This window comes from Pseudomonas rhizophila (assembly GCF_003033885.1).
Lineage (GTDB): Bacteria > Pseudomonadota > Gammaproteobacteria > Pseudomonadales > Pseudomonadaceae > Aquipseudomonas > Aquipseudomonas rhizophila.
In genome coordinates this window covers 3,648,488-3,669,907 of the sequence record NZ_CP024081.1, presented here as the reverse complement: position 1 = coordinate 3,669,907, position 21,420 = coordinate 3,648,488, and the positions used below count along the sequence as shown (strand labels likewise).

Annotated in this window: 19 protein-coding genes; 9 read left to right on the top strand and 10 right to left on the bottom strand. The window is 60.0% G+C overall.

Annotation, left to right across the window (positions count from 1 at the left end):
• Nucleotides 1-2: 2 nt before the first annotated feature.
• Genes CRX69_RS17070 through CRX69_RS17040 form a run of 7 tightly spaced genes read left to right on the top strand, consistent with a single transcriptional unit; the run spans nucleotide 3 to nucleotide 5,561 of the window.
• On the top strand, nucleotides 3-461 hold the full coding sequence (locus tag CRX69_RS17070) for an Lrp/AsnC family transcriptional regulator (protein WP_107322419.1): 459 nt from the start codon (nucleotides 3-5) through the stop codon (nucleotides 459-461).
• Nucleotides 458-970 (top strand): siroheme decarboxylase subunit beta, encoded by a 513-nt coding sequence (ahbB, locus tag CRX69_RS17065; protein ID WP_107322418.1) that lies wholly within the window; start codon nucleotides 458-460, stop codon nucleotides 968-970. Before CRX69_RS17070 ends, ahbB (CRX69_RS17065) begins: the two co-directional genes overlap by 4 nt.
• Nucleotides 963-1,406, top strand: a complete 444-nt coding sequence (locus CRX69_RS17060) for an Lrp/AsnC family transcriptional regulator (RefSeq protein ID WP_047225827.1) — start codon at nucleotides 963-965, stop codon at nucleotides 1,404-1,406. The genes ahbB (CRX69_RS17065) and CRX69_RS17060 overlap by 8 nt, the downstream gene beginning before the upstream one ends.
• A complete protein-coding gene (ahbB, locus tag CRX69_RS17055; RefSeq protein ID WP_047225826.1) occupies nucleotides 1,381-1,983 on the top strand; it encodes a siroheme decarboxylase subunit beta in 603 nt (200 codons plus the stop codon). Before CRX69_RS17060 ends, ahbB (CRX69_RS17055) begins: the two co-directional genes overlap by 26 nt.
• Before the next feature lie 23 nt (nucleotides 1,984-2,006).
• Complete coding sequence (gene nirJ, locus CRX69_RS17050; RefSeq protein ID WP_047225825.1) at nucleotides 2,007-3,203, top strand: heme d1 biosynthesis radical SAM protein NirJ; 1,197 nt, start codon at nucleotides 2,007-2,009, stop codon at nucleotides 3,201-3,203.
• A gap of 37 nt (nucleotides 3,204-3,240) precedes the next feature.
• Nucleotides 3,241-4,071 carry a uroporphyrinogen-III C-methyltransferase gene (gene cobA / locus CRX69_RS17045; protein ID WP_107322417.1) on the top strand — a complete coding sequence of 277 codons (831 nt, stop codon included), beginning with the start codon at nucleotides 3,241-3,243 and terminating at the stop codon, nucleotides 4,069-4,071.
• Nucleotides 4,068-5,561 (top strand): nitrite reductase, encoded by a 1,494-nt coding sequence (locus CRX69_RS17040; RefSeq protein ID WP_107322416.1) that lies wholly within the window; start codon nucleotides 4,068-4,070, stop codon nucleotides 5,559-5,561. The genes cobA and CRX69_RS17040 overlap by 4 nt, the downstream gene beginning before the upstream one ends.
• A gap of 50 nt (nucleotides 5,562-5,611) precedes the next feature.
• On the opposite strand, the gene CRX69_RS17035 is transcribed toward CRX69_RS17040, so the two are convergent.
• Genes CRX69_RS17035 through nosR form a run of 6 tightly spaced genes read right to left on the bottom strand, consistent with a single transcriptional unit; the run spans nucleotide 5,612 to nucleotide 13,399 of the window.
• Nucleotides 5,612-6,139 carry a nitrous oxide reductase accessory protein NosL gene (locus CRX69_RS17035; RefSeq protein WP_107322415.1) on the bottom strand — a complete coding sequence of 176 codons (528 nt, stop codon included), beginning with the start codon at nucleotides 6,137-6,139 and terminating at the stop codon, nucleotides 5,612-5,614.
• A gap of 31 nt (nucleotides 6,140-6,170) precedes the next feature.
• Nucleotides 6,171-7,001: an ABC transporter permease gene (locus CRX69_RS17030; RefSeq protein WP_107322414.1), complete on the bottom strand. Its 831-nt coding sequence runs from the start codon at nucleotides 6,999-7,001 to the stop codon at nucleotides 6,171-6,173.
• A complete protein-coding gene (locus tag CRX69_RS17025) occupies nucleotides 6,998-7,915 on the bottom strand; it encodes an ABC transporter ATP-binding protein (RefSeq protein WP_107322413.1) in 918 nt (305 codons plus the stop codon). Before CRX69_RS17025 ends, CRX69_RS17030 begins: the two co-directional genes overlap by 4 nt.
• Nucleotides 7,912-9,231, bottom strand: a complete 1,320-nt coding sequence (locus CRX69_RS17020; protein WP_107322412.1) for a nitrous oxide reductase family maturation protein NosD — start codon at nucleotides 9,229-9,231, stop codon at nucleotides 7,912-7,914. The genes CRX69_RS17025 and CRX69_RS17020 overlap by 4 nt, the downstream gene beginning before the upstream one ends.
• Nucleotides 9,232-9,257: 26 nt before the next feature.
• On the bottom strand, nucleotides 9,258-11,177 hold the full coding sequence (gene nosZ, locus CRX69_RS17015) for a TAT-dependent nitrous-oxide reductase (RefSeq protein ID WP_047225819.1): 1,920 nt from the start codon (nucleotides 11,175-11,177) through the stop codon (nucleotides 9,258-9,260).
• A 53-nt stretch (nucleotides 11,178-11,230) separates the two neighbouring features.
• Nucleotides 11,231-13,399, bottom strand: coding sequence for a transcriptional regulator NosR (nosR, locus tag CRX69_RS17010; protein ID WP_240539541.1), 2,169 nt, complete (start codon nucleotides 13,397-13,399; stop codon nucleotides 11,231-11,233).
• 381 nt (nucleotides 13,400-13,780) lie between these two features.
• On the opposite strand from nosR, the gene CRX69_RS17005 reads away from it, so the two are divergent.
• Nucleotides 13,781-14,911, top strand: a complete 1,131-nt coding sequence (locus tag CRX69_RS17005) for an FAD-dependent monooxygenase (protein ID WP_240539540.1) — start codon at nucleotides 13,781-13,783, stop codon at nucleotides 14,909-14,911.
• A gap of 1,479 nt (nucleotides 14,912-16,390) precedes the next feature.
• Nucleotides 16,391-17,389: an F-box protein gene (locus CRX69_RS17000; RefSeq protein WP_157952134.1), complete on the top strand. Its 999-nt coding sequence runs from the start codon at nucleotides 16,391-16,393 to the stop codon at nucleotides 17,387-17,389.
• A gap of 544 nt (nucleotides 17,390-17,933) precedes the next feature.
• Here the strand turns inward: CRX69_RS17000 and CRX69_RS16995 are convergent.
• From CRX69_RS16995 to CRX69_RS16980, 4 genes are all read right to left on the bottom strand, one after another.
• Nucleotides 17,934-19,271 carry a hypothetical protein gene (locus tag CRX69_RS16995; RefSeq protein ID WP_107322409.1) on the bottom strand — a complete coding sequence of 446 codons (1,338 nt, stop codon included), beginning with the start codon at nucleotides 19,269-19,271 and terminating at the stop codon, nucleotides 17,934-17,936.
• Nucleotides 19,272-19,325: 54 nt separating this feature from the next.
• The gene (locus CRX69_RS16990; RefSeq protein WP_107322408.1) at nucleotides 19,326-20,120 is read right to left on the bottom strand and encodes a lytic transglycosylase domain-containing protein; all 795 of its coding nucleotides are present in this window, start codon (nucleotides 20,118-20,120) and stop codon (nucleotides 19,326-19,328) included.
• Between the two features lie 119 nt (nucleotides 20,121-20,239).
• Nucleotides 20,240-20,599: a hypothetical protein gene (locus CRX69_RS16985; RefSeq protein WP_107322407.1), complete on the bottom strand. Its 360-nt coding sequence runs from the start codon at nucleotides 20,597-20,599 to the stop codon at nucleotides 20,240-20,242.
• A gap of 97 nt (nucleotides 20,600-20,696) precedes the next feature.
• The gene (locus CRX69_RS16980) at nucleotides 20,697-21,233 is read right to left on the bottom strand and encodes an RNA polymerase sigma factor (protein WP_025213859.1); all 537 of its coding nucleotides are present in this window, start codon (nucleotides 21,231-21,233) and stop codon (nucleotides 20,697-20,699) included.
• Nucleotides 21,234-21,420 lie beyond the last annotated feature (187 nt).

The window sequence follows — 21,420 nt, the reverse complement described above, 5'->3', positions numbered from 1 at the left end:
CCATGACACCAAGCCCACTCGCCCGCCGCCTGATCGATCAGTTCCAGCATGGTCTGCCGTTGTGCGCCGAACCCTATCGGGCAATGGCCGATGCCCTGGGTTGCAGCGAAGCCCAGGTGCTCGATTGTCTGCAGCACCTGCAACTGGCGGGCACCCTGTCACGGGTCGGCCCGGTGTTCGAACACAGCCGAGCCGGGGCCAGCACCCTCGCCGCCCTGGCGGTGCCCGTGGACCGATTGCACCAGGTCGCAGCGCGCGTCAGTCAGTACCCGGAAGTCAATCACAACTACGCCCGCGAACATCGCTACAACCTCTGGTTTGTGCTGACCGGGCCTGATCGTGCCCACCTGGACAACATCCTCCGGGAACTGGAAAACGACACCGGCCTCACGCCGCTGGACCTGCCCATGCTGACCGCTTACCGCATCGACCTGGGCTTTGCCCTGGAGGCTACCCCATGAACACGACCCTGAGTGACCACCAGTCACTGCAACTGCGCCGTCTGCTGGAGACCGGCCTGCCCCTGACATCACGGCCCTTCCAGGCCCTGGCCGAGCAGATCGACGCCAGCGAACAACAGGTTCTCGACCAGGTGCAGCACTGGCAGGAACAGGGCTTGTTCCGCCGCGTCGGCCTGGTGGTCAATCACCGCGCATTGGGCTTTGCCGCCAACGCCATGCTGGTGCTGGACGTGCCGGATGCATTGGTCGATGAAGTCGGTCGCCGCCTTGGCCAGGCGCCGGGCATCAGCCTTTGCTATCAACGACCACGACGCTTGCCCCAGTGGCAATACAACCTGTTCTGCATGATCCACGGTCGCCAGCGCGACCGTGTCGAGGCCCAGGTCCAGGCACTGTTGGAGGAGCACTGGTTGAGTGATCTGCCGCACCAGTTGCTGTTCAGCACACACCTGTTCAAGCAGTGTGGCGGACGCTACGCAACACCGGCCGGAGTGGCGATCGATGGATGACCTGGACCGACGCCTGATCAATCGCCTGCAACTGGGTTTGCCGCTGGTACGCCAGCCCTGGCAAGCCTTGGCCGATGAACTGGACAGCAGCAGTACCGAACTGCTCGACCGGCTGCACGAGTTGCTCAACGACGGCGTACTCACCCGCTTCGGCCCGATGTTCGACATCGACCGCCTGGGCGGCGCGTTCACCCTGGCGGCGCTGGCGGTGCCCGAACCGCGTTTCGACACCATCGCCGAGCTGCTCGCGGCCATGCCCGAAGTGGCCCACAACTACCGTCGCGAGCACGCCTGGAACATGTGGTTCGTGCTTGCCTGCCCCAGTGAACAGGCGATCAGCGACACCTTGTTGCGTATCGAACGCCTGACCGGCCTGGAGCCGCTGAACCTGCCCAAGGAGGAGACTTACCATGTCGGCCTGTATTTCCCGGTCTGAGCCGTTGCCGCAGACGCTGCCTCGCCTGGATGAAACGCCACTGGCCCTGCGGCTGGTGGAACTGACCCAGGACGGCCTGCCCTTGCTCGAAGATCCCTGGGCCTGGCTGGCCGAGCAACTGGGGCTGAGCGTGGAATCGACCCTCGACCTGCTCAAGCGTTTGCAGGCCGAAGGCGCGATCCGCCGCATCGCCGCGGTGCCCAATCACTATCGCCTGGGTTATCGCCACAACGGCATGACTGTCTGGGATGTCGCCGACGCCGATGTGCCGCGCCTGGGCGCGCTGCTGGGTGCGCAGCCTTTTGTCAGCCACTGCTACCGCCGCCCACGCCGGGCCGGTTGGCGCTACAACCTGTTTGCCATGGTCCATGGCCGCAGTCGCGAGGAAATCGACAGCTATCGCGAGCACCTGCGCTATCTGCTGGGTGAGGCCTGTAGCGCCGACGACATGCTGGTGAGCAGCCGCATCCTGAAAAAAACCGGCCTGCGCCTGTCGCCGGTGGGAGCAAAGCTTGCTCGCGAAACAGCCGCCTCGGTTTCTGAGGGACCGCATCGGCTTCAGGGCGGGCAAACCTAGCCCCCACAAGGAAGGAGTGACTTATGTTGAGGATCAGCCATTACCTGCGTGCCCTGGCCGGTCAATGTCCCGCGCCGCGTGTTGCACCACCGGGCAGTACACGAGCGCCGGTGGTGATCTGGAATCTGCTCAGGCGCTGCAACCTGACTTGCAAACACTGCTACGCCACCTCGGCCGACAGCGTGTTTCGTGATGAGCTGGACACGGCCGCGGCGCTCAAGGTCATCGACGACCTGCATGACGCGGGCGTACGGGTATTGATCCTGTCCGGCGGCGAGCCGCTGCTGCGCGAGGATCTGTTCCAGCTCAGTGCCTATGCCCGGCGCAAGGGATTCTTCCTGGCGCTTTCCACCAACGGTACGCTGATCGACCCGAGCAACATCGAGCAGATCGAGGCGGCGAACTTCGATTATGTGGGCATCAGCATCGATGGCCTGGAAGCGACGCACGACGCCTTCCGCCAGCTCAAAGGCAGTTTCGCCAGTTCCATGGCGGCCATCAGGTTGTGTCGCGAACGCGGGATTCGGGTCGGGTTGCGCACCACTCTGACCCAGCAGAACCACACCCAGCTACCGCGACTGCTGGATCTGATGAGCGAATACGACGTGCAGAAATTCTACCTGTCGCACCTCAACTACAGCGGTCGCGGCAAGCGCAGTCGTCAGCTCGACGCCCGGCAACAGATGAGCCGCGAGGCCATGCTCCTGATCTTCGAGCGGGCCTGGAGCGACATCCTGCACGGACGCGACACGGACTTCGTCAGCGGCAACAACGACGCCGATGCGGTGCTGTTGCTGCAATGGGTAGCCTCACGCCTGCCCCATCACTACGCCGAACTGGAACGCATGCTCAAGGCTTGGGGCGGTAACGCCTCGGGCAGCGGCATTGCCAATATCGACAACACCGGTGAGGTACACCCCGACACTTACTGGTGGCAGCACTCGGTGGGTAACGTGCGCCGGACGCCCTTTCGCACACTCTGGCTGGAACGTCCCGACGCTCTGCTGCAAAAACTGCGCGAGCATCCGCGCACCGTGGGTGGCCGCTGCGGACAGTGTCGTTGGCTGGCCATCTGCAATGGCAACACCCGCACACGCGCCTGGGCCGACGGCGACCTGTGGGGCCAGGACCCCGGCTGCCACCTCAGCGATGACGAAATCGGCTTGCACACGCTCCCCAGCACTTTGATTCCCAGCGTTGCATTGCCCTGCGCCCGATAACCCGACGGCGAACCTGATGATGAACCAAGGAAGTCCCATGTCTGCCTCTATCGTTCTGCCCGCTGCCCTGCAATCGTCCTTCAGACCGGGGGAAGTCGCGTTGGTCGGCGCCGGTCCCGGTGACCCTGGTTTGCTGACGTTACGCGCCTGGAGCCTGTTGATGCAGGCCGACGCGGTGGTCTACGACCGCCTGATCAGTGCGCAACTGCTGGGTTTGATCCCGCTGACGTGCGCCCGACATTACGTCGGCAAGGCCGCCGGCTGCCACAGTCTGCCCCAGGCCCAGATCAACCAATTGCTGGCCGACCTCGCGGACCAGGGCCAGCGGGTGGTCCGGCTCAAGGGCGGCGACCCGTTCATCTTCGGTCGCGGTGCCGAAGAGCTGGAATACTTGCTGGCCCGTGGTATCGATTGTCAGGTGGTGCCCGGTATCACTGCCGCATCCGGTTGCAGCGCCTACGCCGGCATTCCGCTGACCCATCGCGACCTGGTCAATTCCTGCCGTTTCATCACCGGCCACTTGCAGCGCGAAGGTGATCTGAACCTGCCTTGGCAAAGCCTGGCGGATGATAGCCAGACCCTGGTGTTCTACATGGGCTTGTCGAACCTGGGCAGCATTGCCGCACGGTTGATGGCCGCAGGCCTGGCCGCCGAGACTCCGGCGGCATTGATCAGCAACGGCACTCGTCCCGACCAGCAGGTGCTACGTGGCACCCTGCAACAACTGCCGGCCATGGCACGAGATTGCGTTGAAGGGCTGCCGACATTGACGGTGATCGGTAAGGTGGTCGGCTTGTTTGCCCAGCAGCCGATGCAGCATCCGGCGCGCGTTCATCCCAAACCCCAGCCTTTGAAGGTGGCGCTATGAAACGCATCGGGCTTGCGATGCTGTGGATCGGTACGAGCCATGGCGCCGTTACCACCGGTGCCGACCTGGAACAGGCCGAGCGCAATTACCAGCAGCTCTGCCAACAATGCCACGGCGTGAACCGCATCGGCGGCGCCGGGCCGGCGTTACTGCCCCAGAGCCTGGGCCGGATCAAGCCCGGCGAAATTCGCCAGGTGATCGAAAATGGCCGCCCCGCCAGTCAGATGGCGGCCTTCGGTACGCTGCTGGAGCCTGCACAAATCGACGCCCTGGCGCTTTATCTCCAGCGTCCGCCCAGCGTCGCGCCCAATTGGAATGAAGAGGATATTCGCCAAAGTCATCGGGTGCTGGTGGACGTCGCCACATTGCCCGACCAGCCGCAACACCGGGCCGACCCGCTGAACCTGTTCGTGGTGGTGGAAGCCGGCAATCATCACGTCGCGGTGGTCGACGGGGATCGGTTCGAGGTGCTCGCGCGCTTCGCCTCGCACTTTGCAGTGCATGGCGGACCGAAGTTTTCCCCGGACGGGCGTTTTGTCTACCTGGCGTCGCGCGATGGCTGGATCAGCCTGTATGACCTGCACAACCTCAAGCTGATCGCCGAAGTGCGGGCCGGGCTCAATACTCGCAACCTGGCGGTGAGCAAGGACGGTCGCTGGGTGCTGGTGGGCAACTCGCTGCCCGGCAATCTGGCGGTGCTGGATGCCCGGGACTTGTCCCTGGTCAAGACGATCGCGACGCTGGGCAGGGATGGCCAAGCTTCGCGGGTCAGCGCGGTCTATACCGCTGCGCCGCGCAACAGCTTCATCGTCGCACTGAAGGATGTGAACGAGGTTTGGGAACTGCCCACCGGTCCGAACCCGGACTTCGTGCCCAGGCGCATCGAGGTCCAGGATCATCTGGATGACTTTTCCTTCTCACCCGACTATCGCCAGTTGCTCGCCACCTCGCGCAAGGCCCAGGGTGGACAGGTGATCGACCTTGACAGTGGCCAGGTGGTCAGCGACATCAGCTTGCCGGGCATGCCGCACCTGGGCTCGGGCACCTATTGGAAGCGCGATGGCCGCTGGGTGTTCGCGACCCCCAACATCAGCAAAGGACTGGTGTCGGTGATCGACATCAACACCTGGAAAGTCATCAGGCAGATCCCTACCCTCGGGCCGGGTTTCTTCCTGCGCAGCCATGCCAACTCCCGCTATGCCTGGACCGACGTGTTCTTCGCCGCCGGCAACGATGCCATCCACCTGATCGACAAACAGACCCTGAAAATCGCCCACACCTTGCGCCCCATGCCCGGCAAAACCGCCGCCCACGTCGAATTTACCCACGACGGCCGCTACCTGCTGTTGAGCATCTGGGACACCGACGGCGCGCTGATCGTCTACGACAGCCACACCCTCAAGGAAATCAAGCGCCTGCCCATGAACAAACCTTCAGGCAAATACAACGTGGGCAACAAGATCGAATTTGCCGAAGGTACGTCTCACTGAACGGGCGATCAGGGCAAACCTGCTCACCTCAGCGGGAGCAGGTTGCTCGTTCAATGATTCATCGGCGACATAGCGGTGGCCTGTCCCAGCAGCTTCTGGTCGATGTCTTGCAGACGCAGCACCTGGCCGCCGGTCTCGCGGGCGAGTTTTTCCGCCGCCTGGGCGTCGGCGAACGTGGCCAGGACGACGCCCATGGCGCCCTTGAGCTTGGAGCCGACGACGAAATAGGCGGTCCGGGCATCGATCAGGTGCTCATCATCCGGGGTGTTCCAGTGGCTGCGCCCCATGTCGTGGACGTACAACTGGACGTCGGCCCGATGGTTCTCCGGCTGCAGCCACCAGCCGAGCATCTCGGCCGGCGAGCAGAACTTCTTCACGCCGCTGGCGGTCGCTGCGGCGCCCTTGGGTCCGGGAAAATCCGTGATGACCATGCCGCAGACATGGCACTCGTCACTGGGATGGAACGCCAGCGCCGCCTTTGAGGCCGGTGTCGACTCAGGCTTGCCGCATGCCACCAGCACCAGGCACACCAACACTCCGGCGAGAACTCGGCCTGTCCTCGAATACACCCTGTTCATCGTTACATGCTCCCTCTATCAAGATCAGAAATCACGGACACCGACGGTTGAACAACCGATAGGCCAGCCACAACGGCACAGCCATCCACAACCACAGGCACAGCCAGAGCCAAGGCCCGGGCATCGGCAGGTCGCTGCCCAAGGTCAGCACTGCCAGGCCGCTGGAACCGGCGTCGAACCCCGACAGGTTGATCAGCCGATACACATCGGTGGGGTTGAACAGCAACAGCCACGGCAGCAGGTCCGGACTGAACCGGCCCTCGCTCAGCACCAGCAGTGCCAGCAACGCCAGGTCAAACACCAGCACGAAGAAAAACCACACCCCCAGCGCCAGCCCGGCGGCGGTGGATTTCTCCGCCGACAGGCTGCTCAGCACATAGGCCAGCCCCAAAAAAACCCAACCCAACAGCGTGCTGGAGACGATGAAGCGGCCAAAGGCCCAGAGCAGCAGGCTCAGCTCGATATCGTCCACCAGCAGGGCTATGGCGAACATCGCGCAACCAAAGCCGATCAGGGTCGCCAGCGCCAGGATCAGGCCGTGACCGACAAACTTGCCCAGCAGCAACTGCCCGCGCCCCAACGGATACGTCAGCAACAGCAGCAAGGTGCCGCTCTCGTCCTCGCCGACGATCGCGTCATAGGCCAGCAACAAGGCGATCAACGGCATCAGGAACGTTGCCAGGCTGGCCAGGCTCGCCACCGTTGCCGGCACCGAGGTAAACCCCAACTGGCCGGACGCCGCCGCGCCAAGCCAGGCGATGCCGATGGCCAGCACGGCGAACAACAGACTGATCGCCAACAACCAGCGGTTGCGCAAGCCGTCACTGAATTCCTTGCGGGCCATGTTCCAGATCGGGTTCATGAGCCGGCCTCCTCGGTCGCCGCGCGAACCATGTAGTGACGGTACAAATCTTCCAGGGACGGCGGTTTGATCTCGACATCCGTCGGGTCATCCTGGGCCAGTAACTGGCGCAGCAACTTGAGTTTGCTGCCATCCGGCGCGGACACCTGCAGCCCTTGCGCGCCCCACCCTTGGGTGAGGTGCCCTTCGCTGCGCCAATGCTGGCGAAGCCAGTCGGCCCGCGACAGGCCCGAGGCGCGGATCAGCGTCGGCAGCCCCGCGTCTTCGCGCAACCGGTCCAGGCTGCCCAGGGCCAACAGGCGACCTTGGGTGAGAATCGCGGCGCGGTTGATGTGAGCTTCCACGCCAGGCAAGACGTGCGAACAAAGAATGATGCTGGTGCCCTGCCAGCGCAGCCGATCGAGCAGTTGATAGAGGTCCTGGGTGGCGATGGGGTCCAGGCCGACGGTGGGTTCGTCCAGCAACAGCAGTCGCGGCTGGCCAAGCAAGGCCTGGGCCAGCCCGAGGCGCTGGCGCATGCCCTTGGAGTACGTGCGCACACGCCGCCGGGCCGCTTGCGCCAGCCCTACCTCCTCCAGCAAGCGCTCGACCTGTTCTGGCGCCGCGCCCTTGAGCCGGGCGAAATGGCGCAGGGTTTCCAGCCCGCTCAACTGCGGATAGAACATCACGTTCTCCGGCAGGTAACCGAGCATTCTGCGCACGCCCGGATCACTCGGCTCCCGGCCAAATACTCGCACCTGACCCTCACTGGCGCGCAGCAGACCGAGTATCAGTTTCATGGTCGTGGTCTTGCCCGCACCGTTGTGCCCAAATAGGCCGAGCACTTCGCCCTGGGCCAGGTTCAGGTTCAGCCCGCGCAGCACAGCGGCATTGCCGTAGCGCTGACTGACGCCTTCGATCTCGACGACGTTCAAGACGCGTCCTCCTGAGCACTGTTGCGTGGCGGGGGCTGGAGCGGCGCGTGCATCAATGGATGGCTGTCCATCACCCCGGGGGATTTCATGACCGGGAACGCCCGCTGTACCCAGCGCAGCAGCTCGATACCCGGACTGTTCATCAACAGCCGTACCTGGGGGTACAGCCACAGCAGGCGATCGACGTTGTCGTTGGGTTCATAGGCCACGTCTCCCAGTCCGTCGCCATTGCGATCCCAACCCAGGTAATCACTCCAGTAATTGCCGCGCCCGTCCACCGACCACTCCTGCAACCGCGTGGCCACGTATTTGACCTGGCGCTGGTTGCCGGCGAACACGTTGCCGGCGATGCGGTTGTCCTCCGAACCGGCGGTCAGGTGGATGCCCACCGCGCTGCGCTCGAAATGATTGCCTTCGATGCGGTTGAACAATGAGTTGTAAATGAACAGGGCCTTGCCCTCGGCACCGGTGATCATGGTGTCGCCGGTGGACCCGTCGCGAACATCGGTGACCACGTTGTCGCGCAGGGTGGAATAGGTGATGTAGTTCATCAGGATCCCGTAGTTCTGGTCCTGTTCGGAGCGGTTGCCGATGACCGTCAGTTGACGGCTTTGCATCAAGGCATAACCGGTGCGGGTGCGCCGGGTGACGTTGCCCAACAGACGGTTATCGTTAGCGAACATGTAGTGCACGCCGTAGCGCAAATCCTCAAGGATGTTGCCCTCGAGCAGGTTGCCGTTGGAGGTGTCGATATAGATGCCGTCGCGGGTCTCGCGTACGTGGTTGCCGATGACCCGGGCACCGTGTACCGCGTACAAGTGAATGCCGTTCCCCCGGTCCTGGGAGCGCAGCCCGGGATCGCCCTGGATGCGGTTGTTGATCAGGCTGACGTCCCGCGCGCCATCGACCCAGATACCGAAACCCTGGCCCTGCATGCGGTTGGCACGGACCACCGCACCCTGGGCGACAGGCTGGATGAACACCGCGGCATTCATGGCCGTGAGGTCGTGGCCCCAGTTCAGGAAGGTACAGCCCTGGACCTGGACGTTCGGGGCGCGAATGATCAACCCATTGCCCTCACCCTGCCCCTGGAATACCGCATCCGGCGCGCACGTGAGGGTCATGGGTTGGTCGATGCTGAACGAGCCGCGGTATTGGCCCGCAGGCAGGCGCCATTGCCGTTCACCGTCGGCCTGCAATGGCAAGTCGGTGATCGGCTGCGGCGCGGCAAGCGCGCCGCCCGACAGTAGCAGGAGCACCAGGGCAATGACCGGTGCGCGAGCGTAGCCCGCAGGCTGTTGCTGGTTACCGGTCATTGAACCCGTCTCCTCGTTGAACCTGCTCAGGCCTTTTCAACCAGCATGCGCCCGACCATTTCCATGTGCAGGGCGTGGCAGAACCAGCTGCAGTAGTACCAATGCAAACCGGCCTTGTCGGCGATGAAGGTGATGGACGAGGTCTGTTGCGGGCTGATCTCCATGCTCACGCCGTGGTTGGTCATGACAAAGCCGTGGGAGACGTCTTCGATCTGGTCGATGTTGGTGATCGTCACCGTCACCTCGTTGCCTTGCTTGACGGTGAACTCCGTCAGGCCATAGGCCGGCGCCATCGAAGTCATGTAGACCCGCACCTTGTTACCGTCACGGATGACCTTGTTGTCGGTCTCCAGGTTGATGCCATCCTTCTTGGCCAAGGCCACGGTTTCAGCGAAGAACGGATCGGTGCGGCTCCAGATCTTCTGGGTCTTGATCTGGTCACGCCGGGCAAGGATGCAGTCATGGGGTTCGGCAAAGGCCGGGCCATCGTGTACCAGCTTCATCTCTTCGCCGGAAATGTCGATCAACTGGTCGTTTTCCGGGTGCAGCGGACCGGTGGGCAGGAAGCGGTCCTTGGAGAACTTGCACAAGACCACCAGCCATTTGCCGTCCGCCTCGCTGGTTTCGGTCAGGGACGCGTGGTTGTGGCCGGGTTGGTACTGCACATCGAGCTTTTGCTTGATGTAGTTGACCTTCTCGCCCTTGTAGGCACGGATGGCCTCGTCCATGTTCCACTTCACCACCTGACTGTCGATGAACAAGGTGGTGTAGGCATTGCCGCGCCCGTCGAAGGTGGTATGCAACGGCCCCAGGCCCAGTTCCGGCTCAGCGACGATCACCTCGCGCGGGTCTTTGTAGCGGTCGTCGAATAGATCATCCAGCCGGTCGATGGCGATCATCGAGACGGTGGGCGACAGCTTGCCGTTGGCGATGAAGTATTTGCCGTCGGACGAGGTATTGAGCCCGTGGGGATTCTTCGGCACCGGGATGTAGCGGGTGAACGCGCTGTCCTTGCCATCGGTTTTACGACCATCGACCACCGGCACCTTGGAGCCGTCCAGAGTGATGAACTTGCCGGCCTTGATCGCCGCTTCGATGCGCGGGATGTTGAATACCACCACCCAGTCACGCTCGTTGCGCATCATGCCGCCCAGGTCGTAGGCCTTCTCGGAGTTGTAGCAGGTGCTAGCGGCGTACTTGCCGGTGTAGTCGGCGTCGGAGTTGTCCAGGTTGCCGTCGACGATCACCTGGAAGGCCATTTCCATTTTTTCGGCGTCGATGGCGTTGAACATCGTGTAGCTGTTCTTGTCTTGCAGGTCGAACGTGCGACCGTCATTGGGGTGCGGGATGACGAATTCGGCGTTGGCGAACACGTACTTGGTGTACGGCACCTTTTGCAGGCGCAGGCCATGGATCGCCTGGACGTTGGGCACGGTGAGAATCTTGTCGCACTTCATGATATCCAGGCGAATGCGCGCGACCCGGGAATTGGCCTTATCGTTGATGAACAGGTATTTGCCGTCGTATTTGCCATCGGTCATGGAGATGTGTGGGTGATGGCAGTCGCCGTTCTGGTACTTGGCGCTGTCACCCAGGATGCGCTTGCTTTCGTTGGTCAGCCCCCAACCGGTGGCCGAGTCGACGTTGAACACCGGAATACGCATCAGCTCGCGCATGGACGGTACGCCCAACACCCTCACCTCGCCCTGATGGCCACCGCTCCAGAAACCGTAATAGTCGTCCAGCTCGCCGGGGCCGACGTGGACTTTGGACTTGGCTTCCTTGGCCGCCGCAGCCCAGGACTCACGGGTGAACACCGCGCCGCCCAGCGCCGTGGCGCCGGCCAGTACGGCGCCGGTCACCGCACTGGTCCCTAGAAATCCTCGACGGCTGACGCCCCTGGGTTCTTCGACCGCGCCGCTGGTTTCGGTTTTTTTATCGCTCATGCTGTGTGCTCCATGAAGAATGAAAGGGTCAAGGGACAGGACATTCGGGTGTCTTAAGGCGCCGGGGTCACCTGCACCACGGGAATCAGTTGCGTCTCGGTCGCGCTCGCCTTGCTGCGCTTTTTGCGCTTGTTGATCAGTGGCGGGCATTTGTTTTCGTTGTGCCAGGTCATCTGGCAATCGAGGCAGTAGTGACATTCGTTGGCGTTGATCCGGCCATCGGGGTGAATCGCCTGGATCTCGCATTCCTTGGCGCACAGCTGGCAGGGGTTGCCACATTCCTTGCGGCGCTTGAGCCAGTCGAACAATCGCAGCCGGGTCGGCATCGCCAGGGCGGCCCCCAACGGGCAGATGTAGCGGCAATAGACTTTGCGGGTGAACAGGTTGACCACCAGCAGACCCAGCGCATACGCCACGAACCACCACTGACGGTCGAACCTGAGGGTGATGGCGGTCTTGAAGGGCTCCACTTCGGCCAACCGTTCGGCGCTGGACATCGACTCCAGCGAGACGCCGAACAGCACCAGCAAAATGATGTATTTGATTGCCCAGAGTCGCTCGTGGACGGCGAACGGCAGCTCGTACTGCGGCACTTTCAACTTGCGCGCCAGCTCGTTGAGCAACTCTTGCAACGCACCGAACGGACACAGCCACCCGCAGAACACCCCGCGCCCCCACAACAGAATGCTGGCGGCGGTGAACACCCAAAGGATGAAAATCAGCGGATCGGTGAGGAACAGTTCCCAGCGAAAGCCTTCGAACAGGGCATGAACGAAGGTCAGCACATTGACCACCGACAGCTGGGCCAATGCATAACCACCGAGAAACACCACGGTGAACATCAGGTAGCCACGGCGGACCCAGTGCAACAGCTTCGGGCGCCGGGCCAGCGCATCCTGCAGGAACAGGATCGCCGTGAGCACCAGCAGGGCCACGCCCAGTACGCTGATCTCGAGGCTTTTCTGGTACCAGAGGGTCAACCACATCGGTCGGCTGGCTTCTTCGGCAGCTGCCAGTTGTTCAGCCGTTGGCAATGGCCTTTCCAGATAGGGCTCGGGCAATTGATAAGCCAGTTCAAAGCTGCTGAAGATGCCACTGACAGGTCCGGTCTGACGACGCACCAGCAGCTCCAGGCTCCAGGGCGAACCCGGGTCGAAACGGTGGGAGGCGCGGACGATGAAAATCGCCATTTCGTCGAACTCCGGCATGTCCGTCGGCGCCACGTCGTCCAGACGCTGGAAGTCCAGGTCGCGAAAGCTGATGGCGTCGCCGAACTGACGCACCTGTACCCGATCGAAAATGCCGCCGCGCACATACCCCGAGCCCTTGAAGGAATAGCGACCGCTGCCCATCACGGCGATGGCCTGCTCGCCGGGTTTGAGTTCGGCCATCAACGTGCGGTATTGCGCCTCGCCCAGCAGGTTGCGACCGATGGTGGGCGGGTTCAGGTGGGTGACATACAGGTCGATGAAGGTGTCGTCTGCTTGCTCGGCGCTGGCGGCTTCAACACCCTCGGCCTCGGTCCCCTTGAAGGAAGCATCGGCCTGGCCGCGCGTCAGGTGCAGGCGACGCACCGCGCCGTTGCCGGTCAAGGTTTTCCAGTCGGCGGGTTCGTAGAGGTCATCGCGCACGCGTGCCGGCGCCACCGCCAACCCCGCGTCCCCCTTGACCAGCTCCAGGGAAACCGCGACATCGTGAGCGGCGCGCATGATGACTTCATTGACCACCATCGCCGTCACGGTGGCGCCGGCAATTGCATCCACCGTCACCGCGTTGGGGTCGCTGGAATGCCCCACCACCACCCGTTGATTGACCTTGATGCCGCTGTAGCGGGCACTGAACGCGTGGAGTTTTTCTTCGGCAATGCCGATCAGCAGGATCGGTTCGTGGTGCTCAAGCACAAAAGCATCGAGGATCACACCGGCCGGATCGAGGATCACCTGGACGTTGATGGGCTTGCCTGAATAAGCGGGAATGTCCACCACATCCAAGCTCTGGAACACATAGCCGACGACCTTGCCGGCAGCGGACAGTTTGCGAACCTTGAAGGGGCCGTCGGGCTCGGAGATCGAATCGACCGGGCTCAGGACCTGGTGGATGCGCTGTTGCTGGATATCTCCGTAGTCCTTGGCCTGGGCGAGGCTTGCGATCAACAGCAGGAGAACGAACAGCCCATGGAGCCAGAAGCGGGATGGGTGCAGCATCACAAAGGGAGGGGTCATGGACGCCAGGGCTTAAGGACAGGATCTTGGCGATCATGGTAGGACCCACTCCCCTGCGCGGCCCTTGATTGAAATCAAGTTGAGGACATGAACTCCTACGAGTGCCGGGCTCGACGCAATCAGGCGGCTGGTCCAAGTGAGCCACGGTCCCCGCGCACTGCTTTATTTTTAGCGGGCACTGCCGAGAAAGCGCTTGCGTTCACACAACGCAGGGAACTCTTCGTAGCGGTGGAGCCACTCATCGATTCGACTAATGTGTGCAGCCCTTCGAAATGGGCGCAGTTCCATCCATAGGCAAGCTGGAGAAGCAGCCCTGCCTGATAGTTGCATTACACCGCCGGAATAAATTGCCAACTTTGGCTGTTGTTACAAAGACTTGATATGACTGAGGGCTTGTGGATGAGAATTTTGATTGTCGGTGGCGGAATCGCCGGTTTTTCCATGGCCAGAGCGCTTGAACTCAAAGGCTACCAGGCAGATTTGGTGGAACGCCGCCCTGACGAGGCCTCTGGTGACTCAGGACTGTTTCTGCCGGGAAACGCTGGCCGCGCGCTCAAACAACTGGGCCTGCTCGACCGTGTTCAAAGTGCCGCCGCCGTCATCCGCACCCAAAGCATCCTCGACAAAAACGGCAGGCAGCTATCTGTGACACAGACCCAAGACGTGTGGGGATCATGCGGGCCCTGCCTCTCACTTCCTCGCGCTGGGTTGCACGGCATTCTGCGTCAATCCTTGTCTCGGACTCAGCTACGTTTTGGATTGGCGGTAGAAACGATCAAGCTATCAGCCACGACATGCCAGGTGAGCTTTTCCGATGGTTCATCCTCCACTTATGACATTGTCATCGGTGCTGATGGTATTGGTTCATCGGTACGCGGCATGCTGTTCCCGGCGATCAATCCGACCTACGTCGGTAATGTCAGCTGGCGCTTCATAACGCGTAACACCACAGCCATTGATAGCTGGACGGCGATGCTGGGTCATCGCAAAGCTCTGCTCGCAATTCCCGTAAACGCCAATGACATCTATGTATACGCCGATACCGCGCTCGCCTTCCAGGACATTCAGAGCACAACCGCGCAAGCATCGCTGCCAGCACTGTTCAAAGATTTTTCCGGTCCTATTTTGCCGCTCATTACGCAGATACCGGAAGGCACGCTGGTGCATTTCAGCAAAATAGAACAAGTCGTCATGGACGATTGGGTAAAGGGACGTGTTGTGCTCATTGGCGATGCGGCTCACGCAGCCTCACCGAGTATGGCGCAGAACGCGGGCATGGCTCTTGAGGATGCGCTGGTATTGGCAGAGTCTATAGCCGCAGCAGGGAGCCCAGATGACGCACTCGCGACTTACACCGCCAAACGCAGACATCGCGTGGAATGGACGCAAAAGCAATGTGCAGCCCGGGATAAAATGCGGGCGTGGCCGACTCCGATGCGCAACGCCGTCCTCAAAGTGCTCGGTAACAGATTGTATGCACGGAGTTACTCGCCTTTGGCGGCCCCCCTTTGACTGAAGATACGGGGCCCTGCTTTGTCCGTGAGCTGTCCGAGTGATCCGCATCGACGCCATCTGGCTCGTCACCGAGCCCATGGTTATGCGCGTCGCTACCTAGACCGCGGACTACCCCCACCACAGTCCAACGCCCAAGCGGGTCTCATCTTAGGCATCAGAAGAGGTATAGGAGTCCTACCGAGCGGCAAGGCTGGGCCACGTGTTGGCAGAGTTATCAGTGCTCAGCTTTTTCCCTGAAACCCAACCCGCTGTCGTCCGTGTAGCGCACAACAATCACATCACCACGGGCATGCCGCTTACTGTTTAGACGTCTATTCCTCGGTGATGGTGTAAGGGGGGAGTTCGTCCGGAGGGGGGAGTTCGTCCGGATTCCCGACGAATAACGTGGAATAACGTGGTGGAGGTACGGTTCCATGGCCCTGTAAAGAGGGCTGAGTGGGTGTGCCTTGGCCAGAATCTCTTATCTCAGAAAAATTCGGTCGATGACGCCTCGCGCGCGCTGCATCAGCGGATTGCTGAAGTGCTACGGGTAGCGAGGTGTAAGGCTGTGTCTCTTCACTGTCATGACCGCGCCCTCCTTCTCTGGCGAAATTTGCAGACAGTTCAAGAGCCGATAAAGGAAGAGCCTGGTGTTGCTCATGTCGAAGTGGCGGCCGAATGATGCGTTCCCCCTGCGGAGTATTTGCCGAACTTGAGGCTAGACTTTGGGACTCTCCCACATGAAAAGGATTGATGCGGCCTGGCACAAAGCGACTGAGCGGCCGTGTGGCTGGAACGCTGGGTTCTCCTACAGGAAAAGGATCGATACGGCCACGCTCAAAGGGCCCGTGCGACCGGGAGGCTGGAACGCTGGACTCTCCTACGAGAAAAGGCTCAATACGCCCCTGCTCAAAGGGCCCGTGCGACCGGGAGGCTGGAACGCTGGACTCTCCTACGAGAAAAGGCTCAATACGCCCCTGCTCAAAGGGCCCGTGCGATCGGGAGGCTGGAACGCTGGACTCTCCCACAGGAAAAGGACTGATACGGCCGCGCTCAAAGCGCCTGGACGGCGGTGAGGCAGCGTCGTGAGGCTCCCTCGAACTAGCTTCCTGCTGATTCACATGGGTTTCAGTATGAGCGTCGATATGCCTCACCGGTGGGAAATATACCCCGCCTGGAATTCGAGCTGACATTTGCTTTCCTCTCATTGAACCTATTAAAAATCAAATATGAATCAGGTTGAGATTTTTCCCGGTGGTAGAGGCGCAATGTAACCAACGGTAAAAGTAACAACATTAAAGATAACGCCTGGGTTCAGGCGAATCACGTGGCTGTGAGTGGCTACTTGTTTGCGGTGAGTTCCCTTCATCGTTACATTCTGCGAAATTCCCGCGGTCCCTGTCCTTACATAACAGTTGCTGTAGCTGTGATCGGGTTTGGGAACTCGCAGAGAATCTGGAACCACTCATTGGATTTGATACACAGGGAGTAATCACAATGGGCAACTGTATTTCCGGCGTGCGCAAATATCATAGCGACGCCACCTCGATCGATCCATTACCGCCAGAGGCTCCTGCCGCCGGCCCAGCCGCCCGTCCACACGATGTGCAACCTACCGGAAGGCAAACAGCGCCGGCACGACAGGATGCCCCTGCGAACCATCCACGCGAGTCACTCTTGACGGGTATTCAGTTTAATCATTCATCTGCAGACCACTCACTCGGGCCCAGCCCTTTGAGCAATGTTCCGCAAGATATCCTTTTGGAGGTGGCCGGTCATTTGCCCGCAAAAGACAAGGCTGCGCTCGCCAGGACAGCGCGTGCTTATCACCAGACCTTACCCAACGCCGGCCGGGAGCATAACCAATTGCAGAAATTGGTCCGCCAGTTCAATGCTGGTCATGGACGCGCTGCCCCCCAGGCAATAGACGATGCCTTAAGGTTATTAGCCTCACCCCTCCACTCTGCAGATCATCAAGAACTGAGTCGCCACCTGGCAACCTATTTGCAACGCCAACTTTCAGAGTTAAGCGAGGGTACTCGAGACGTTGAGCATTTGAAAAAAACGATCGAGCAGACTCTATCATTAATTGATACCTCACCCCGGCAAAGCATGAAACTGGCGGGCGCAATGGCGTCGTTGTTGAACTTCACACGCGCGCCGGTCTTGGCCACTACAGGCTTGGCTGCATCAAGCAAGTTGCGTGAAGTCGTCACATCGGCCCAGCCCATGGGAATGAGGACAACAAAAGACCAGATGGCCTGGACCTTGAGAAATATGAACCTGCATGGGTTGCAACATCTACCCGAGGAAGATCGAAGTGCCGCGCTCAAGCAGCATATAAGCGCAATGGAAAGCTTATATGCAACGAACTACACACCTTCAATTCCTATGATCAACCCGTTATCTTCCGCGACCCGAGCAGTTGCCTCGCTGCGTGCCTCAGAGCAGGATGAGCTTATGGCCAGACTGAATAAGCTTCAACGCTGGGCTTGATAGGTAGATAGGATCGCATAATGGGCATCTGAGGCTAAAAATACAGGATGGTGCCTATCACCCTGACGCCTTGCATTTAGCCAGATATTTACAGCTTTAAAAATGCCCCGCCATTTTGCTGCGGCAAAAAAAAAGCGCTTGGCATGAATGCCAAGCGCATACTCATAGCACTAGAAACTGGATATTTACCAGCCTGGACTAATACCACCTGCCATTACGGTTTGAGAAGCGAACCCAGCAGCCGAGATAGCCAATACCAGGTAGGTTTTAACCGAACCAACAGCTTTAAAAGTTGCTTTTTTCATATGCCACCCCTTTATTAATGAGTGATGAAACGTAGTCTTCGCGATGACATCGCACTAAATGAGTGGTGCCTATTAGTTTAAAGGTTCCTCATTCAATTCGATTTCTCTGCCGCCCTTGAATAAGGCGCATGACGCCACTTGCTCATCCCGTTTTTTGTATTCTTATAGTTGGTAGCCTCAGTGTTTATCCAATCAGCAGCACCTGACTACGCCTACCGACATCATCCGAGACGCGTGAATCAGACGGGGTTCTCCGTCGCACCGCGACCCTCTCTGAGTCTGCGATGCTCCAACACGCGGTCCGTTATTTCTCTCGCCGTAGTGACAGCGTCTCGCGCCAGCGCCTTGCCGGTCTCGAGAGTTGCATCAGCAACTTCCTGCGCTTTGGCGGGAACATCCTCTTGCAATACTTTTACGGCCGCATCGCTGAGGGGCTCGGTTGCAACACTGGCCACCCCATAAGAACCAAAAGTAAGTGCCGACATGGCGAGGTTAACCGTGTGGTCTACCACAGCGACCTCTCCTGGCCCCAGACCTTTCTGGGTTGCCAGGTCTTTGGCCGCATCGCGAGCCAGCGATGTCAAAGCGAAACCGCCACCCAGTACGCCTGCGTTGGAGACCAGACTTGAAAAGGATACCGCGCCACTCAAAGCCGGTGTCACATCGGTCAACAAGCTCAGGGGAAGCTTGGCCATACGTTTGGCGCCGTTTGCCAACGGGCTCAGTGGTGTACTTTCTTTCAGCGCTTGATATTGAGTCTTCCAGTCGGTACGACCTAAAAGATAGGCGGGCCCGGCACGATGGGCCTGCAAGTCGTTTTTATTCATAAGATGGGCATAACCTGCGCCGGCAGCCAAACTTCCCGCTGAGGTGATAGCCGTATCAACCGCCGAGGCAGCCTTCGGTCCGACTGTGGCATTCATGGCACCCGCTACCACCAAGCGCACAGCATTGCGAGCACTGAAAGTCTGCCAGGACAGCGCACATTCCCCAGCGTTACTCACCCTGGTTTCCTCCTTTTTGCTGGTCAGCGCTTGTTGCATCACCGGCTCCAGGGTTTCCGGCGGCGGCTTTAGCCAATAAGTGTCGTGCGTGGCTCTCGCCAGCAGACCACCGCCTACTGCATCCACCGCACCGGAAAAAGCGCCCGCCACAAAGCCGGTCAAGGCTGGATTATCGGCAACATGAGCCGTCAACTTGGGCGCCTTGTCCAAAACAACCGAGGCCGCCGCAAAGGGTACGGAAGCCACCCCACCTTGCACCGGAGCCGTTACACGATCCATGCGCGCCGCTTTGTCGAGCAACGCTTCGACCGTCTCCGGCGTCTCTCCCATTTCCTTCAATTCAACGGCCCGATCATGAATCAAGGCATTGATGGCCTCATGGTTCTCAGCCGTCCGATGGGGTTCGAACAGGCCGTCAAGTTTGTCCTTCAGCGCGATCAGCTCTGGAGAGTTGTCTCCATCAACAGACGATACGTCCCCTGTTCGCTCCAGGTGCGTTGATCGCGCATCGTCAACATGACGGCTCTCTAGTGTGCGCAGTGACACGGGCGATTCGGCTCTATTGATACCCATGAGGTGCTACTCCTTACATGCGGGTTTATGTTCTGCGCAAACGCGACGTGTCTATCAGCCAGGCAGTTGACCTCTGCCGCTTCCAATGATCTCGGCGAACTTCAATACGTTGGCCGGATAACCGGGATCCCCTACCCCTCCGGTATCCGCCAAATCGTTGCGATTCACCTTGTCGGGGCCGGAGTTATAGGCGCGCAGTCCTGCGCTGATGTCGCCACCGAAAGCATTGGTCTGATCGCGCAAATAGAGGGCACCCGCCATGATGTTGTCCCGGGGGTTGTTGACGTCGGCATTGCCAAGCAGCGCCGGATTGTCCCTCTTCAATTGAGCGAACGTGTCGGCGTTGACTTGCATCAAGCCAGCGTCGGTCTTGCCGTTGACATTGGTGCTGCTGGAATTCAGGTTGCCTCTGGACTCCGCCCAGATCTGCCCTGCTATCACGTTGCCTGGAACACCCGTAGCATTGGAGGCATCCACGATATCCTGGCGATACGGCTCCAATTGCGCGGGCAAGTGCAACCCACCCTGACCGCTCAAGGCCGGACTGCCTGCCACGCCACCGGCCTGGGCATTGTTGACTCCACCGCCAGGCGCAGCAGAACCGCCCGGTTGCGCCATCAACGTGTTGTGGGGGTGATGCCCCGGTTGGGCAATCCCACCTCCCCCGCCCCCTTCCTGTTGATTCATCAAGGCGTGGAGCCACTGCATGATGGCCTTCATGATGACTTCCATCAGTTGCATCATCAGCTCAGTTTGCTCGGTATCACTCTTCTGTGCAGGCACAGGCCCGTTAGGCACCTCCGGCGGCGGGCCGAAATTGATCGGCCGCTCGGGGCGAGCCGCGAACATATCGCCAGCCACTTCGGGATTTGAACCGGCGTGCCGTCTAAACCGCTCATTGTGGTTTTCAGGCGCAAGGAGCGTGTCGGGGGTGGAGCTACGAATGGGAGAGATAGACAGGCTCAAAATCAATGCTCCAGGTTCGCTGACATGGTGGCGATCGGTTCGAAGGCGTAGTGCTCAGGCAAAGCGGTTTGATGTGTGGGCTGCGAAACAGCGCCGGTATCGAATAATCGCCTCATCAGTCGATCAAACTGACGTTTGGCTGAAGGTGATTTTTCGACGAGCGCTCTGGTCGTTTCCTGCAATACCAGCTCAATGCTGGTTGGCCTGAATACCAGTAATGTTCGGCTGGAAGCCAGGTTCGCCTGCACATTCCCGGCGCTTACCGATGATGTCTCGAATGTCCAGTTCGCAATCCGTGCAATAACTTGTCCGGCCTTCGAATTGTCATCAGGCCCTTGGCTGTAAGCGATGCAAATTCGCATACCGGGCACTCCTTGAAGATGGGATCTAAATAATGCGTGGAGCCAGAGGCGAAAGAGGTTCCCTGTTCTTGTCGCCGTGGCGCAGATTCGCTTGGGCTCAGTACTCGCTGGAGACTCGCCGCTTGAGTTGCTCGCGGGCCCGCGACAAACGCGAACGCACCGTGCCAACCGGTATATCCAGCCGAGCGGCGGTCTCCAGGTAATTACCTTCCATTTCCATCGCGACCCGAATCACCTCCTCCATATTCGGCGGCAAGGTTTCCATCGCACGAAAGACTCGCACCAGCTGACGCAAGCCACTGACCTCGGACACAACATCGCGACTGTCGGCCATTTCCAATACACCGCACTCTTGCAGGTCGTCATGAAACGGCTGGTTGTAGAGGCGCCTGAAATGACTGCGAATGAGGTTGAAGGCAATGCCGCAGAGCCAGGTCAGCAGCAGCGAGTCGTGCCGAAACTTGTGCTCGTTACGTAGCGCTTCGAGGAAGGTTGCCTGGAGCAGATCCTCCGCATCATCAGGGTTCGCGACCTTTGCCCTGATAAACAACCGCACCTTCTGCACCATCCTGCGGTCGAGCTGACGAAGGAGAGAAGCCGGAGCCGGATAAGTGATCGAGTTGATTACACACATGGACAATAACCATTTGGCGGTAAGTCCGGCTGTAAGAGCGATATGCGTGCCAACCGTTTGCGCGATCTAAGGCACTGTTATTCATGAAGATTTTTTTAAGTTTTTTTCTGTTCGTGCAATCTTTTGCATAAACCGATCGAAGTCGTCGCGCATTTATGCACGCCCGCGCGAAAGCTCTGAGTTCAGG

Excerpts from the sequence above, each read along its gene's own strand:
- CRX69_RS17000 (WP_157952134.1), top strand. The coding sequence starts at position 16,391 with ATGGGCAACTGTATTTCCGGCGTGCGCAAATATCATAGCGACGCCACC.
- CRX69_RS17030 (WP_107322414.1), bottom strand. The coding sequence starts at position 7,001 with ATGAACCCGATCTGGAACATGGCCCGCAAGGAATTCAGTGACGGCTTG.
- CRX69_RS16980 (WP_025213859.1), bottom strand. The coding sequence starts at position 21,233 with ATGTGTGTAATCAACTCGATCACTTATCCGGCTCCGGCTTCTCTCCTT.
- ahbB (WP_047225826.1), top strand. The coding sequence starts at position 1,381 with ATGTCGGCCTGTATTTCCCGGTCTGAGCCGTTGCCGCAGACGCTGCCT.
- cobA (WP_107322417.1), top strand. The coding sequence starts at position 3,241 with ATGTCTGCCTCTATCGTTCTGCCCGCTGCCCTGCAATCGTCCTTCAGA.
- nirJ (WP_047225825.1), top strand. The coding sequence starts at position 2,007 with ATGTTGAGGATCAGCCATTACCTGCGTGCCCTGGCCGGTCAATGTCCC.
- CRX69_RS16995 (WP_107322409.1), bottom strand. The coding sequence starts at position 19,271 with ATGGGTATCAATAGAGCCGAATCGCCCGTGTCACTGCGCACACTAGAG.
- ahbB (WP_107322418.1), top strand. The coding sequence starts at position 458 with ATGAACACGACCCTGAGTGACCACCAGTCACTGCAACTGCGCCGTCTG.
- CRX69_RS16985 (WP_107322407.1), bottom strand. The coding sequence starts at position 20,599 with ATGCGAATTTGCATCGCTTACAGCCAAGGGCCTGATGACAATTCGAAG.
- nosR (WP_240539541.1), bottom strand. The coding sequence starts at position 13,399 with ATGACCCCTCCCTTTGTGATGCTGCACCCATCCCGCTTCTGGCTCCAT.
- CRX69_RS17060 (WP_047225827.1), top strand. The coding sequence starts at position 963 with ATGGATGACCTGGACCGACGCCTGATCAATCGCCTGCAACTGGGTTTG.
- nosZ (WP_047225819.1), bottom strand. The coding sequence starts at position 11,177 with ATGAGCGATAAAAAAACCGAAACCAGCGGCGCGGTCGAAGAACCCAGG.
- CRX69_RS17040 (WP_107322416.1), top strand. The coding sequence starts at position 4,068 with ATGAAACGCATCGGGCTTGCGATGCTGTGGATCGGTACGAGCCATGGC.
- CRX69_RS17070 (WP_107322419.1), top strand. The coding sequence starts at position 3 with ATGACACCAAGCCCACTCGCCCGCCGCCTGATCGATCAGTTCCAGCAT.
- CRX69_RS17005 (WP_240539540.1), top strand. The coding sequence starts at position 13,781 with ATGACTGAGGGCTTGTGGATGAGAATTTTGATTGTCGGTGGCGGAATC.
- CRX69_RS16990 (WP_107322408.1), bottom strand. The coding sequence starts at position 20,120 with ATGTTCGCGGCTCGCCCCGAGCGGCCGATCAATTTCGGCCCGCCGCCG.
- CRX69_RS17020 (WP_107322412.1), bottom strand. The coding sequence starts at position 9,231 with ATGACCGGTAACCAGCAACAGCCTGCGGGCTACGCTCGCGCACCGGTC.
- CRX69_RS17035 (WP_107322415.1), bottom strand. The coding sequence starts at position 6,139 with ATGAACAGGGTGTATTCGAGGACAGGCCGAGTTCTCGCCGGAGTGTTG.